Here is a 14,746-nt window from a genome sequence, read left to right on the forward strand (position 1 = left end):
TGGCCCGATGGACGCGGTGGCGCTGACCTTCGACGACGGCCCGTACCCCTCGACGACGCCGGCGCTGCTGGCCGCGCTCGACGGCGTGCGGGCCACGTTCTTCCTGTGGGGCGAGCACGCCGCCGAGCACCCGGCGCTGGTCCGGGACATCGCGGCCGCCGGCCACGTGATCGGCAACCACACGTGGACGCACCCGCACCTGACCGGGTTGAGCGCCGAGGCCCGCGACCAGGAGGTCCGGCGGACGCAGGACCTCCTGGTTTCGCTGACCGGGGTGCGCCCGGTGCTGTTCCGGCCGCCCTACGGCGACACGGATCCCTCGGTGGCGCGGACCGCCGCCGGCCACGGGCTGACCGAGGTCCTGTGGACCGTCGACACCCGCGACTGGGCCGGCGCCTGCGCGGACGAGATCGTCGCGGCGGCGGACCGCGTCGAGCCGGGCGGCGTCGTGCTGCTGCACGAAGGCCGCCCGGCCACCGTGGCGGCGGTGCCGCGGATCCGGGCGGCGCTCGCCACCCGCGGCCTGCGGCCGGGACTCACCAGGGGTTGATCCGCAGGTACGCCGGCTTCGGCCGCAGGTTCTCGTCGAACAGGCAGGCCGCCCCTTCGCCGGGGAAGACGGCCGGCACCCACGAATGCCGGTCGGTGAAGCCCCACGTCGTGAACTCGACGCAGCGCCGGACCGCCTGGCAGCCGTCCCAGAGCCGGTCGAAGTAACTCGCCTGCGTGTCCAGCTTCGCCGCGTCGGGCGGGGTCGGGATCCGGACGTCGGCCTCGGTGACCGCGACGTCCACGCCGAGCTTCGTCAGGCGCGTCAGGTTCTCGCGGTACTGGTCCGGGAAGCCGTACTGGATCGACAGGTGCGCCTGGACCCCGACGCCGCCGATCGGGACGCCCTGCCGCCGGAGCGTCTTCACGAGGTCGTACACCGCGTCGCTCTTCGGGTTGATCCCTTCGATGTTGTAGTCGTTGATGTAGAGCGTCGCCGACGGGTCGGCCGCGTGCGCCCAGCGGAAGACGTCCGCGACGAAGCCGTCGCCGAGCTTCTGCCGGAAGACGGTGTCGCGGCGCGTGCCGTCCTCGTTGAAGATCTCGTTGACGACGTCCCAGGCGCGGATCTTCCCCTTGTACCGCTTGACTTCCGTGGTGATGTGGTCGTGCAGGACGCGGCGCAGCTCGTCGGCGGGCAGCGCGGCGACCCAGTCCGGCAGCTGGGAGTGCCAGACCAGCGTGTGGCCGCGGACGGTCTTGTGGGTCGCCTGCGCGTACCGGACGATCGCGTCGGCGCCCGACCAGTCGTACTGCCCGCGAACGGCTTCGACGGTCCCCCATTTCATCTCGTTCTCGGGCGTCACGTTGTCGAATTCACGGGTGAGCACGGCCCGGTAGTCGGGTTCGTTCGCCAGGTACGCGGCCGCCACGGCACTGCCGACGTACTTGTGGGTGATGTTTTTCAGCGGAACCGACGCCGAAGCCGCGGGCGCCTGCCACACGGCAATGCCCGCGACGATCGCGGCCGTCATCAGCGCGCGTTTAATCGGAATTCTTTTCGTCATGGCTTTCCCTTCGTTCTCCGAAAGTTTCGAGGTATGTCAAACCGGGTTTCGATGACCTAGAATCTCCTCCATGACAACGAAGTCCGACGATCCCGAGCCCCTCCCGTCCCGGGTCACCATCGCCCGGATCGCGGCCGAAACCGGGGTTTCCGTCCCGACCGTTTCGAAAGTGCTCAACGGCCGTCCCGACGTCGCCGAAAGCACCCGTGCGCGAGTGGAAGCCGTCATCGAGAAATACGGTTACCGCCGCCGGGCCGACGAACGGTCCCGCCGTTCCCGGTTGCTGGAACTGATGTTCCACGAACTCGAAAGCACGTGGGCGCTGGAAATCATCCGCGGGGTCGAGTACGTCGCCCGCGAAAACGGAATGGCGGTCGTGCTGGCGGAATCGTCGGGCCGGCACACGCCCGGCCAGAGCTGGCTGGAAAGCGTGCTCGCGCGGCGGCCGGTCGGCATCGTTTCGGTGTGCTCCGACTTCACCGGCGGGCAGCTGGCGAAGCTGCGGGCCCGCGACATCCCGCTGGTCGTGGTCGACCCGGCCGGCGCGCCGGGGCCGGAGACGCCCTCGATCGGGGCCACGAACTGGCAGGGCGGCCTGACCGCGACCCGGCACCTGGTGGAGCTGGGGCACCGGCGGATCGCGATGATCGGGGGTCCGGACGGGGTGCTGTGCAGCCGGGCTCGGATCGACGGCTACCGAACGGCGTTGGAGACGGCCGGGCTGGCGTTCGACCCGGCGCTGGTCCGCCGAGGCGACTTCCACGTCCGGTCGGGGTACCGGGAGCTGGCGTCATTGCTGACCCTCCCCGACCGCCCGACGGCGGTGTTCGCGGGCAGCGACCTGCAGGCCCTGGGGGTGTACGAGGCAGCGCGCGACGCGGGGCTGCGCATCCCGGACGACCTGAGCGTGGTCGGTTTCGACGACCTGCCGGTGGCCCGCTGGCTGACCCCGGAGCTGACGACGATCCGCCAGCCCCTGCAGGAGATGGCGGCGGCCGGCGCCCGCCTGGCGATCTCCCTGGCGCGGGGAACGCACCCGGAGAGCCACCGGCTGGAGCTGGCGACGAGCCTGGTGGTCCGGCAGAGCACGGCGGCACCGGCGCACCAGGTGCTGACGGTCGGCCGGGCTTGAGCAGCCGGCGCGGCGCGGGCCCGGCGGTCGTTGACGGACTTCCGGGCGCCGGCGCCTCGCGAAGTCCGGGCGCCCGCGGACTTCCGGGCGCCGGAATTGTCGGTGCCCACCGGTAGAGTGGAAAACGGGGGGCGCCCCCGGCGGGTGGCCGCGCTGCGGGCCTTCGAGCCAGCCCGGCCCCGAGCGGCGCCGGCTCGCCCCGCGAACTCCGGCACCAGCCCCACACACTCGGGCCACGCTGGCCGCCCCACGAACTCCGGCACCGGCCCCGCGCACTCGGGCCATCCCAGCCGCCCCGCTCATCCCGGCCACCGCAGGCTTTCCGGTGGCCCCAGGTAGCTCGGCCGCAGGCCACCGGTGTCGATCACCAGCTTGCGGACCACCACCGCCGGGTCCACCATCCACACCTTCAGCACGTGCGGTCCCGCCGCAGCCACCTCGTGCCGGGTCGACGTCAGGTTCACGTTGTCCGACGTCGTCCGCTCCCACTGGCGGTTCATGGTCATGTCGTCCGCGCCCGTGGCCTTCGTGATGTTCACGAGCTGCGGTTCGGCGTCGTCGAACGAGACCGCGTAGCGCAGACCGTCCCCCGGCAACACGTTGCTGCGCGGCGAAAGGTACGCCCACACCGTCACCGGCCCCGCCGTCACCAGCGTCATCCGGTACTCCAGCCGCGGCCCCGCCCCCGCCGCCCGGCTCGCCGCTGTGACCGGGAACGGGGTCATCCCCAGGTCCGGGACCGCCCGCCACGCGACCGGCCCGGCCGCGACGTTCGCGCTGCAGTGCGCGGCTTCCATCGACGCGTACCCGCCCGCCTCGACGAACCCGCGCCGCCACGGCGCCGGCAGGTCCTCGTGCCGCACGACCGCGTCGACCACCACCGACTGCCCCGCGCCCGAGACCGTGATCGGCACCGTCGTGGTGCCCTTCGGCGCCCGGCTCCAGTCGATCCGCACGGTCATCCGCAGCTCCTCCTCCACCCGGCCGCCGCGCGGCTCGACCCGGACCCACGGCACCCCGTCGACGGAGACATCGCACCGGAACGGCGTCCGCCCGCGGTTGAAGACGTCGATGTACTGCGCCGGCGCGCTCTGGAACGGGCTGAACTCCGGAAGCACCGGACGTCCCGCGGCGCCCGGCCACGCCTCGGCGGACCCGTCGACGGCGACGCCCAGCGACGCGGCCGTGGGCAGGTCGAGCCGCCGCACCGCCGGGAAGATGACGTCCGGCAGCGCGACGTTGTTCAGCTCCGGCTGCTGCCACGGCGCGTTCGGGCCGTAGCGGGCGACGTCGCCGTAGTCGATGTGCGGCTGGGTCTGGAACCCCTTCCACTTGCCGCCCGCGATGCCGGTGTTGTACTTCTCCGCGAGCGCGAGGTCGTCGGCGAACCGGGCCTCGGTGACGGCGGCCAGGCCGTTCGCCGAGGCACGTCCCTGTGCCGCGTACAGCAGATTCGTGAACTCGGCGCGTCGCAACGCGTAGAGGTTCGCCGTCGCCGTGACCTCGTAGCCCACCAGTTCGTAGAACGCGTCCCGGTGGGGAGCGGGCACCCGCGCGGAGATCCGGGTCGTCCGCGCCGCGAGGTCCTGCCACTCCTCGGTGACGCGGTCCAGCTCCCGGTAGTCGACCAAGCTGAACGGCGTCATCCGGTCGTCGTAGGTGATCACCCCGGCGCCGTCCACCGTGATCCGCCGGTTCAGCAGCTCCGACTTGCGACGCGACTGCAGCCGCCCGTAGTCGTGCAGCACCGACGCGATGTCCGACGCCAAGGCGGAACCGAAGTTCTCCGCGGCGAACGTACGCTCCCATGTGGACAGTCGTTCGACGGGCCACGCAGCGGGATCCCACGCGTAGTCGAGGAAGAACTGCAACGGCAGCTCGTTGCCCTTCATGTCGCCGACGTTGGCGACCCACAGCCGGTCGTTCCCGTACGAGGTGGCTTGGTGCAGCTGCTCCCACGTGTTCGCCAGCAGCGCGGTGTCGACCCACTTGTAGTTGCGGCCGCCGCCGACGTAGTCGAAGTGGTAGTACAGCCCGTACCCGCCGGGGTGCGGCGGCAGCGAGAGGTCCGGGTGCTTGCGGATGTTGCCCCAGTTGTCGTCGGTGAACACGACGATGACGTCGTCGGGCGGGCGGAGCCCCTGGGCCCAGTACCGCTGGACCTCCTTGTACAGCGTCCACACCTGCGGGACGTCGGTGCTCAGCTCGCGCGCGAGGATGTCCCGCTCCGCCGCGATGATCTCCCGCATCAGCTCGATGCCGTCGCCGTCGGGCAGGCTGACGTCGCCGTTGCCGCGCATGCCGAGGGTGACGACGCCCTCGAACTCCTCGCGGGCCATCCGGCGGATGCCGTCGGTCCAGTAGGCCTTGATGGCGTCGCCGTTGCGGCGGAAGCTCCACTCCCCCGTGCCGCCGTACGGGTCGTGGCCCGGCGTCACGATCGTCCCCGAGGAGTCGCGGACCGCGGGGACCGCGTGCCGGTTCCACTCCTCGATGCCGCGCATCATCGGCGCCTCGTGCGAGGTGCCCATCACGACGCCGTACTCCTTGGCCGTGGCGTGGTTGAGCGGGTCGTCCTCGGCGAACGCGCGGCCCCAGACCGCCGGCCACAGGTAGTTGGCCCGCAGCCGCAGCATCGTCTCGAAGATCTTGGCGAAGAAGAGGTGGTTGAAGCCGTTCGGGAAGCCCGGCGCCTTCCCCGGCCCGAAGAACGCCGGGGCCCAGGTGCCGAGCGCCGGGTTCTCGTCGTTGATGAAGAACCCGCGGTACTTCACGTGCGGCGTCCCCAGGCTGAACCGCTCCCCCGGCAGGTGCAGCTCCGGGGTCCGGGCGGGCGGGACGTCGGCCCACCAGTACCACGGCGAGACGCCGATGCGCCGTGAGATCTCGTAGACGCCGTAGATGACGCCCCGCTGGTCGCTGCCGGTGAGCACGAGCCGGCCGTCGACCACCTGGCTCAGCGACGTCTCCCACTTGCCGGCGATCCCCCGGACGTCCAGACGGCCGGCGGCGACCAGCGAGTCGACCAGGGGGCTGTGGCCGAGGGTGCCCACGAGCACGACCGGCCCGTCCGCGGGAGCGACGTCGAACGCGACCGCGGGCCGGACGCCCGTGACGCGTTCGACGTCGGCGGCGAGGTCTCCCACGACTCGCCGCACCCCCGGCTCGTCCCCGGAGCTCACGACGATCGTCGCGGCCTTTCCCCGCGACACCATCGGAAATCCGGATCCGGCTTCGGCCAGCCCGGGCAGGACCGCCGAGCCGGCTCCGGCCAGCGCGAGCAACTGCAAGAAGGCACGACGGTGGACCTCGGACGGCACGGGAGACCTCCTGAGTCAGCCCTTCACGGATCCGGTCAGCCCGCCGACGATGCGCCGTTCGGCGAGCACGAAGAACGCGAGTGCCGGGATCATCGACAGCGCGGTGAACGCGAGCACCCGGGCGGTGTCCTGCGAGTACTGGGACTGGAACGTGGCGACGCCGAGCGGGAGCGTGAAGTGCGCGGAGTCGTTGAACACGAGCAGGGGCAACAGGTAGGCGTTCCAGCTGGTGACGAAGGCGAGCACGGCGACCGTGGTCAGCGCCGGCGTCGACAGCGGCAGCAGGATGCGCCAGAAAAACCCCAGCCGGCTCGCGCCGTCGAGCACCGCGGCGTCTTCGAGCTCGCCGGGGATGGCGTGCATGAACGGGCGGAGGATCACGATCGTCACCGGCAGCGAGAACGCCGCCTCCGGGATCGCCACGCCCCAGAAGCTCTCGAGCATGCCCAGCTGGCGCAGCCACAGGTACAGCGGCAGCGTCGCCACGGTCAGCGGGAAGAGCAGGCCGAGGGTGAACAGCGTGTATAAGCCTTCCCGGCCCTTGAACTGGTACCGCGACAGCGCGTACCCGGCCATCGAGCCCAGGCCGACGGCGACCCCGGTCGCGATCACGGCGACCAGCGCGCTGTTACCGAGGAACGTCCAGAACGCGCTCGAGCCGAGGACCGAGGCGTAGTTGTCCGTGATCCACGGGCCGGGCAGCCCGGCCGGGTCGTTGTTGATCTGGGCGTTGCTGCGGAACCCGCCGAGCACGACGAACAGCAGCGGCACGACGGTCACCCCGAGCACGACGATCGCCGCGAGGTAGCCCGCCGACAGGCCCAACCGGCGTGACCGCATCAGCCCACCATCCTCGTCAGCGCGCCCTGGGTGTCGCGGCGGAGCGCGAAGCGCTGGTACAGCAGGGCGAACACGAAGCAGATGACGAACAGGATCACCGCCACCGCGGAGCCGAACCCGAATTCGTAGCGCTTGAAGCCGTGGTCGACCAGGTAGGTCGCCATCGTCGTCGACGCGTTCGCCGGGCCGCCGAGCGTCATGATCCAGACGACGTCGAACAGCTGGAGCGAGCCGATGACCGACAGGAAGACCCAGATCCGGATGGTCGGCCCGAGCAGCGGGAGCACGACGTGCCGGGTGGTCTGCCAGGCCGAAGCGCCGTCGAGCGCGGCGGCTTCGCGCAGCTCGGCCGGCACGCCTTGCAGACCGGCCAGCAGCAGGATGATGCCGAAGCCGATGTACTTCCAGGTGATCACCGCGAACAGCGTGTAGAGCACGATGCCCGGGTCGGCCAGCCAGTTGTGGATCAGGCCGCCGAGCCCGGCGCCCTTGAGCACCTGGTCGGCGAACCCGTTGGGCTGCAGCATCAGCACCCAGATCACCGCGGTGATCGCCTCCGAAAGCACGTACGGCGCGAACACCAGCGCGCGCAGCACCGCCCGGCCCTTCAGCTTCCGGTTGAGCAGCATCGCCAGCCCGATCGACAGCGGCAGCTGCACCACGATCGACAGCCCCGCGATGATCAGGTTATGCACGATGGCGCTCTGGAACACCGACCCGCTGAAGGCGTCGGCGTAGTTGTTTAAGCCGATGAAGTCGTCGAGCGGGCCGAAGCCGTTCCACTTGAACAGGCTGTAGAACGCGGCGATCCCGATCGGCACCAGGACGAACCCCGCGAACAGCAGCAGGGCGGGCCCGAGCAGGAGCGCCAGCTCGAGCCGTTTGCGCAGGCTCGGACGTTTCTTGCGGGCGCGGACCGCCGGTGCGGACGGCTGCCGCGCCGTCCGCACCGGGGTCGTCGCCGTGGTCACTTGTTGCCCGCCGCGGCCTGGTTGACGGCCGTCACGATGCCTTCGGGGGTGCCCTGCCCGGCGAACATGTTGGCCACCGCGTCGTTCAGCGCGGCGCCGACCGCGGTCGGGAACGCCCGGTCGAAGTACATCTGCAGGTACGGCGACTTCGTGCCGTAGTCGTAGACGGCCCGCAGCGTGTCGGTCTTCAGCGACTTCGCGGCCACGGTGTTGACGGGCAGGCCGGCCCCCTGCGCGGCGAGCTGCGTCTGCACCGGCTCGCTTCCCAGGTACTGCAGGAAGTCCGCGCACGCCTTCGACGCGCGGGTGGTGCAGGCGAAACCGTCGCCGCCGCCGAGCACGGCCGCCGGATCGCCCTGACCGCCCGCCACGGACGGGAACGGGAACCAGCCGACCTTCGAGTCCAGCTGCTTGTCCTCGGTCAGCGCCGACATCGTGCCGGGTTCCCAGTCGCCCTGCAGTTCCATCGCGGCCTTGCCGTTGGCGACGAGGCCGGCGGAGCTGCCCGCACCCTGTTGGGCCGGCGTGCCGGCGAAGCCGGTCTGGAAGGGCTGCGTGGCCAGGAAGCTCTTCAGGTCCTGCCCGGCCTTGGTCCAGCACGGGTCTTCGAGCTTGACCGCCTTCACCGACTGCTTGAGCGTGTCGACCGAGCATTCGCGGATGGCGAAGTAGTTGAAGTAGAAGGCGTCCGGCCAGCGGTCCTTGCCGCCGACGGAGATCGGCGCGATGTTCTTGGCCTTCAGCTGCGTGACGGCGGCGTTCAGCTCGTCCATCGTCTTCGGCGGGGTGGTGATCCCCGCCTGCTGGAAGAGGTCCTTGCGGTACCAGAAGCCGACGAAGTGCTGTTCGAACGGCACGCCGTACTGCTTGCCGTCGACTTGCCAGTTCTCGCCGAACTTGCCGGTGGTCTGCGTGATCCACGACTTCGTGGCGTCGGTGATGTCGGCGACCTTGCCCGAGGTGATCTGCGAAGCCAGGTCACCGGCGCCCCAGGACTGGTAGACGTCCGGCGGCTCGGCCCCCTGCAGCGCGAGCGGGACCTTGGTGGGGAAGTCCTCGTTCTGCAGCGGCTGCGCCTTGATCGTGACGTCTGGGTGCGCTTGGTGGTAGTCGGTGACGACCTTCTCCCAGATCGACTTGATCGGGTCGGTCGTGCCGTTGTGCCACCAGGTGAGGGTGACCGGACCGCTCGGCTGCGCGGGCGTTTCGGTCCCGCCGCTGCACGCCGAAAGCGCGAGCGGGACGACGGCCGCCAGGGCGGCGAGAACGGGGATCCGGCGTTTGACAGACATCGTGGGTCCACTCCTGACGACTTCGGCCGAGTTGGACGGGGCGCGACTGCGCCCGGGTTGGCGAAGAGTCTGCTCCCGGGTAAATCGGATGTCAATCGTTGTCGATAACGTTTTCCATGGTTAGTCTGAGCCGATGCAGCCCAGTTCCAGGGTGACCATCCGTGACGTCGCGGCCCGGGCCGGCGTCTCGGTGGCCACGGTGTCCAAAGTGATCAACGAGCGCTACGGCGTCTCCGCCGCGACGCTCGCGAAGGTCCGCGCGGTGATCGAAGAACTCGGCTACGAGGCGAGCCTCGTGGCGCAGAGCCTGAGAAACCACCGGACCAACGTGATCGGGATCCTGGTCGCCGACCTCGAACCGTTCTCCACCGAGCTGCTCAAGGGGGCCGCGGACGCCATCCGCGGCAGCGGGTTCGAGCTCGTCGTCTACTCCGCGGGCGGGCGCACCGGTGACCCGCAGGGCTGGGAAAAGCGGTACCTGTCCCGGCTTTCCGGCACCCTCGTCGACGGTGCCGTGCTGGTGACGCCGGCGGTTTCGCTCGAGGCCGTCCCCGGCACGCCGGTCGTCGCGGTCGACCCGCACACCGGGCCGTCGCACCTGCCCACGATCGACTCCGACAACCTGCGCGGCGCGCAGCTGGCCACCGAGCACCTCCTGGACCTGGGCCACCGGCGGATCGCGTTCCTCTCCGGCCGGCCGGACCTCGAATCGGCGTCGCTGCGCAAGGCGGGTTACCTGCGTGCCCTGGAAGCCGCGGGCGTGCCGGCCGACGAGAGCCTGATCCGGATCGGCGCGTACGACCCGGAAGTCTCCGCCGCCTCGGCCCACGACCTGCTCACCGGCCCGGACCGCCCGACGGCGGTGTTCGCCGCGAACGACATCTCCGCCATCGCGACCGTCGGCGCGGCCCGCGAGCTGGGTCTTTCGGTGCCCGAAGACCTGTCCGTGGTCGGCTTCGACAACGTCCCCGAGTCCGCGCTCTGCAGCCCGCCACTGACCACAGTGGACCAGCCGATCCGCGAGATGGGCCACCGGGCGATCAGCATGCTCATCGCGCTGATCAACGGCGACGAGGTCGGGCGCACGCACGTCACCCTCGACACCGGCCTGGTGGTGCGCAGCTCGACCCGGGCCCTCTCCTGATCTCCTCTCCCACCCGACGAAGGGCGGAAAAGCCTTGACCACGCAGCCCACCACGGCTCCCGAGCCGTGGCGTGACCCCGCGGCCGACGCGAGCGAGCGAGTCCGCGCCCTGCTGGACCGGATGACCCTGCGCGAAAAGCTCGGCCAGCTCTACGGCATCTGGGTCGGCATCGACTCCGGCGGCGAGGTGGCGCCGCACCAGCACGACTTCGACGACCCGGCGGTCGACTTCGACGACCTGGTCCGCCACGGCATCGGGCAGCTGACCCGCGTCTTCGGGACCCGGCCGGTCGACCCGGTGATCGGCGCGCGCAGCCTCGCGCGCACGCAGCGGCAGATCGTTTCGAGCAACCGGTTCGGCATCCCCGCCGTCGTGCACGAGGAATGCCTCACCGGGCTGGCCGCGTGGCAGGCGACGATCTACCCGGCCCCGCTGTCGTGGGGCGCGACCTTCGACCCGGACCTGGTGCGCCGGATGGCCGCGCGCATCGGGGCGACGATGCGCGGGCTTGGCGTGCACCAGGGACTGGCGCCGGTCCTCGACGTCGCCCGCGACCTGCGCTGGGGCCGGGTCGAGGAGACCATCGGCGAAGACCCGTACCTGGTCGGCGCGATCGGCAGCGCGTACGTCGCCGGGCTCGAATCGGCCGGCGTGATCGCCACGCTCAAGCACTTCGTCGGCTACTCGGCTTCGCGCGCCGGGCGCAACCTCGCCCCGGTTTCGGCCGGCCCGCGGGAGGTCGCGGACGTCCTGCTCCCGCCCTTCGAGCTGGCGCTGCGCGCCGGCGCCAGGTCGGTGATGAGCGCCTACAACGACACCGACGGCGTGCCGGCCGCCGCCGACACGACGCTGCTGACGGGCCTGCTGCGGGACACCTACGGCTTCACCGGCACGGTCGTCGCCGACTACTTCGGCGTGGCGTTCCTGCACCGGCTGCACGGCGTCGCGGCCGACCGGGCCGACGCGGCCGGGCAGGCGCTGACCGCCGGCATCGACGTGGAACTGCCCACCATGGACTGCTACGGCGAGCCGCTGCTCGCCGCGGTGGAAGGGGGCGCGGTCGACGCCGCCGCCGTCGACCGCGCCCTCGAGCGCGTGCTGCGCCAGAAGTGCGAACTGGGGCTGCTCGACGCGGACTGGGCGCCCGAAGTGCCCGAGGAGATCGACCTCGACGACGCCGCGTCGCGATCGATCGCCCGCGAGGTGGCCGAGAAGTCCATTGTGCTGCTGCACAACGACGGGACGCTGCCGCTCTCCCCCGGCGCGTCGATCGCCGTGGTGGGGCCGCGTGCCGACGCGCCCGGTGCGATGCTCGGTTGCTACTCCTTCCCGCTGCACGTCGGCGTCCACCACCCGGACGTCCCGTTCGGCGTCTCGGTGCCGACGGTCGTCGAGGCGCTGCAGGAGTCCTTCGAGGTGACCTACGCGCTGGGCTGCCCGGTCACCGGTGGTGACGACGACGGGATCGCCGAGGCCGTGGCGGCGTGCGCTTCCGCGTCCGTGTGCGTGGCGGTGCTGGGCGACCTGGCCGGGTTGTTCGGCGGCGGGACGTCCGGCGAGGGCTGCGACGCCGCCGACCTTCGGCTGCCGGGGCGCCAGGAGGAGCTCCTGGAAGCCTTGCTCGCCACGGGGAAACCGGTCGTGGTGGTGCTGCTGTCGGGACGGCCGTACGAGCTTTCGCAGCAGATCGACCGGCTGGCCGCGGTCGTCTGCGGGTTCTACCCCGGCGAGGAAGGCGGCCCGGCGCTGGCCGGTGTCCTCAGTGGACGGATCAACCCGTCCGGGCGGCTGCCGGTGAGCTTCCCGGCGGCCGGCGCGAGCCAGCCGTCGACGTACCTCGCCGCGCCGCTCGCTCGCCGCAGCGAGGTGAGCACGGTCGACCCCACGCCGTTGTTCCCGTTCGGGCACGGGCTTTCCTACACGCCGGTGACCTGGACCGACGTGAGCGCGACGGGCTCGCTGTGGCCGACCGACGGCGTGTGCCGGGTGCGGGTGACCCTGCGCAACGACCACGCGCGGACGTCGTCCGAGGTGGTCCAGGTGTACCTGCACGACCCGGTCGCGGAGGTCGCCCGGCCCGAGCGCCAGCTGATCGCGGCCCGCCGGGTCGCGGTCGAGCCGGGGGCGACGGTGGTGGTGGACATCGGGCTGCACGCGGACCTGACGTCCTACACCGGCCGGGCGGGCCGTCGCCTGGTCGAGCCGGGCGACGTCGAGCTGCGGGTGGGGACGTCGAGCGACCGGATCGTCGCGACCCTGCACTGCACGCTCACCGGCGACCGGCGTTACGTGGGGGCCGAGCGGGTGATGACGCCGGAGTTCGGGTCGTGAAGCGCACGCTCGCCGTGCTCTGCCTCGCGGTCCTGACCGCGCTGTTCGTGGGGGCGTCGGGCCACCCCCGGCGTCGCACTGGGTGGCGACCTGGACGTCGATGCCGCAGCTGACGGAGCCGTCGAACATGCCGCCGGCGCCGTTCACGGGCACCGACCGGGTGCTGGACAACGCTTCCCTGCGGCAGACGGCGCACGTTTCCGTCGGCGGACCGCGGATCCGGCTGCGGTTTTCGAACGCCTTCGGCGGTTCCGCGCTGCCGCTCACCGCGGTTTCGGTGGCCCGGCCGGTTTCCGGCGCCGCCGGGGTTTCCGCGGTGGTCCTGGGCAGCGTCGTCCCGGTGACGTTCCACGGCAAGCCGTCGACGACGGTGCCGATGGGCGCGCAGGTGGTGTCCGATCCGCTGCCGTTCCCGGTGCGCCCGTTCGAGAACATCGCGGTGACGATGTACCTGGCGCACGGCCAGGCGTCCCTGTCGATCACTTCGCACCCGGGCTCCCGCACGACGTCCTACCTGATGGCGGGCGACCAGGTGGCCGCGCCCGACCTCCCGGGCGCGACGCCCGTCGACCACTGGTACTTCCTGAGCGGCATCGAGGTGCTGTCCCCGGCGTCGGCGGTGGCGGTGATCGGGGACTCGCTGTCGGACGGCCGCGGCTCGACGACCAACGGCAACGACCGCTGGCCGGACGTGCTGGCTTCACGGACCCCGGCTGCCGTGGTGAACCAGGCCGCGGGCGGCAACCGCGTGCTGCAGGACGGCTTGGGCCCGAACGTCCTGGCCCGCCTGGACCGCGACTTGCTGGCGACGAGCGGCGTGTCGTGGGCGATCGTCTTCGAAGGCGTCAACGACATCGGCACGGCCACCCCCGACGCGGCCGCTTCTACGGCTTCGGACCTGATCGACGCGTACGACCAGATCCTGACGCGCGCCCACGCGGCGGGGATCCAGGTGTACGGCGCGACATTGACGCCGTTCGGCGGCAACACGGGCTACGACTCGCCGGAACGAGAAGCGGCACGGAGCACGGTGAACGCGTGGATCCGCGGCCATTTCGACGCGGTCCTGGACTTCGACCGAGTGGCCCGCGACCCGGCGGTGCCGACCCGCCTGCTGCCCGCCTACGACGTCGGCGACCACCTGCACCTCAACCCGGCGGGGTACCGGGCCCTCGGTTCCAGCATTCCGCTCGGTCTATTCCGGACGGGGTGAAGGAATTGTCCAGGATGGGGAAAGTGGACAATTCCTGGACGCCATTCCCGGGCCGCGATCACGGACCGGCGAACCCGGCCTGACGCAGGGTGATCAGTGGTCCAGTCAACGGGGTATCCGTTGGGACACAAGCGAGTCTCGAAGCTCGGGTCCCGGTGACGTGGATCACGAGCGTGCCCCTATCATGTCGCCGTCTGCTCGTCCCCCATCCGCAGTCGACGATCCCGAAAAGGGGAAATCATGTCCGACGTCATCAACAGCATCTTCGGTCGCGCCCAGAACGAAACGCCCAGTTCAGAGAGCTACGAGTACGGCACCACCGCCGCGGACACCGTGGACGCCGTGGAGACCGCGGACGCCGACGCGACGGAGCCCGAGACCTCCGAGCCGGCCGAGGACACCGCCGAGGTCGAGGTCGAGGACGACGCCGCCGAAGCCGAGGATGACGAGGACGCTGTCTCCGAAGAGGACAGCGCCGAGGAGACCGAAGAAGCCGCGGAGCCCGAGCAGGACACCGAGGAAGCGGTTTCGGACGAGGCCGAAGCGCCGGTCGTCGTCGAGGAAGAAGCGGAAGCGCCGGTCGCCGTCGCGGACGCGACCGAAGAAGCCGCGCGGCCCGCGGCGGGCAGCCGCGGCAGCACGACGGTGGCCGACGGCGTGGTCAGCAAGATCGTCATCCGGGTCGCCCGCGCGGCGGAGGGTGTGCACGAACTCGACGAGGCGGGCACGTCGGTGGAGGTGGACGGCGAGGTCGCGACGATCGCCGTCACCCTGGTCGTCGAGTTCGGCCGCGCGGTCAAGACCCTCGCGGAGCAGATCCGCGTCCAGGTGGTCGAAGCGGTCGAGGAGTACCTCGGCCTCGAGGTCGCGTCGGTGGACGTCCACGTGGCCGACATCCACTTCCCCGAAGCCGGCTGACGCACCGCCCGGTCCCGGACACCCGGGA

General features: G+C 71.2%; 11 protein-coding genes. 6 read left to right on the top strand and 5 right to left on the bottom strand.

The window, feature by feature from the left end:
- The first annotated feature begins 7 nt into the window (after positions 1 to 7).
- Positions 8 to 550: a polysaccharide deacetylase family protein gene (locus ACZ7OH_RS08420; RefSeq protein ID WP_470280245.1), complete on the top strand. Its 543-nt coding sequence runs from the start codon at positions 8 to 10 to the stop codon at positions 548 to 550.
- Here the strand turns inward: ACZ7OH_RS08420 and ACZ7OH_RS08425 are convergent.
- Positions 537 to 1,556: an endo-1,4-beta-xylanase gene (locus ACZ7OH_RS08425; RefSeq protein WP_470280246.1), complete on the bottom strand. Its 1,020-nt coding sequence runs from the start codon at positions 1,554 to 1,556 to the stop codon at positions 537 to 539. The genes ACZ7OH_RS08420 and ACZ7OH_RS08425 overlap by 14 nt on opposite strands.
- A 70-nt stretch (positions 1,557 to 1,626) precedes the next feature.
- Between ACZ7OH_RS08425 and ACZ7OH_RS08430 the strand changes: the two genes are divergently transcribed.
- On the top strand, positions 1,627 to 2,688 hold the full coding sequence (locus tag ACZ7OH_RS08430) for a LacI family DNA-binding transcriptional regulator (protein ID WP_470280247.1): 1,062 nt from the start codon (positions 1,627 to 1,629) through the stop codon (positions 2,686 to 2,688).
- 299 nt (positions 2,689 to 2,987) lie between these two features.
- Here ACZ7OH_RS08430 and ACZ7OH_RS08435 read toward each other — a convergent pair whose 3' ends face one another.
- The 4 genes from ACZ7OH_RS08435 to ACZ7OH_RS08450 are packed head-to-tail and all read right to left on the bottom strand — an operon-like array spanning position 2,988 to position 9,111.
- A complete protein-coding gene (locus tag ACZ7OH_RS08435) occupies positions 2,988 to 6,008 on the bottom strand; it encodes a glycosyl hydrolase 115 family protein (RefSeq protein ID WP_470280248.1) in 3,021 nt (1,006 codons plus the stop codon).
- Between the two features lie 15 nt (positions 6,009 to 6,023).
- Positions 6,024 to 6,848: a carbohydrate ABC transporter permease gene (locus tag ACZ7OH_RS08440; protein ID WP_470280249.1), complete on the bottom strand. Its 825-nt coding sequence runs from the start codon at positions 6,846 to 6,848 to the stop codon at positions 6,024 to 6,026.
- Positions 6,848 to 7,819 carry a carbohydrate ABC transporter permease gene (locus tag ACZ7OH_RS08445; RefSeq protein ID WP_470280250.1) on the bottom strand — a complete coding sequence of 324 codons (972 nt, stop codon included), beginning with the start codon at positions 7,817 to 7,819 and terminating at the stop codon, positions 6,848 to 6,850. The genes ACZ7OH_RS08440 and ACZ7OH_RS08445 overlap by 1 nt, the downstream gene beginning before the upstream one ends.
- Positions 7,816 to 9,111, bottom strand: a complete 1,296-nt coding sequence (locus tag ACZ7OH_RS08450; RefSeq protein WP_470280251.1) for an extracellular solute-binding protein — start codon at positions 9,109 to 9,111, stop codon at positions 7,816 to 7,818. Before ACZ7OH_RS08450 ends, ACZ7OH_RS08445 begins: the two co-directional genes overlap by 4 nt.
- A 151-nt stretch (positions 9,112 to 9,262) precedes the next feature.
- On the opposite strand from ACZ7OH_RS08450, the gene ACZ7OH_RS08455 reads away from it, so the two are divergent.
- The 4 genes from ACZ7OH_RS08455 to ACZ7OH_RS08470 all read left to right on the top strand — a co-directional run bounded on the left by ACZ7OH_RS08455 (position 9,263) and on the right by ACZ7OH_RS08470 (position 14,718).
- Positions 9,263 to 10,255, top strand: coding sequence for a LacI family DNA-binding transcriptional regulator (locus ACZ7OH_RS08455; RefSeq protein WP_470280252.1), 993 nt, complete (start codon positions 9,263 to 9,265; stop codon positions 10,253 to 10,255).
- Positions 10,256 to 10,289: 34 nt separating this feature from the next.
- Positions 10,290 to 12,587 carry a beta-xylosidase/alpha-l-arabinosidase gene (locus ACZ7OH_RS08460; RefSeq protein ID WP_470280253.1) on the top strand — a complete coding sequence of 766 codons (2,298 nt, stop codon included), beginning with the start codon at positions 10,290 to 10,292 and terminating at the stop codon, positions 12,585 to 12,587.
- 100 nt (positions 12,588 to 12,687) lie between these two features.
- Positions 12,688 to 13,800, top strand: coding sequence for an SGNH/GDSL hydrolase family protein (locus ACZ7OH_RS08465; protein ID WP_470280254.1), 1,113 nt, complete (start codon positions 12,688 to 12,690; stop codon positions 13,798 to 13,800).
- 240 nt (positions 13,801 to 14,040) lie between these two features.
- On the top strand, positions 14,041 to 14,718 hold the full coding sequence (locus ACZ7OH_RS08470; protein WP_470280255.1) for an Asp23/Gls24 family envelope stress response protein: 678 nt from the start codon (positions 14,041 to 14,043) through the stop codon (positions 14,716 to 14,718).
- Positions 14,719 to 14,746 lie beyond the last annotated feature (28 nt).

The sequence above is a fragment of the Amycolatopsis sp. NPDC114478 genome (assembly GCF_055633805.1).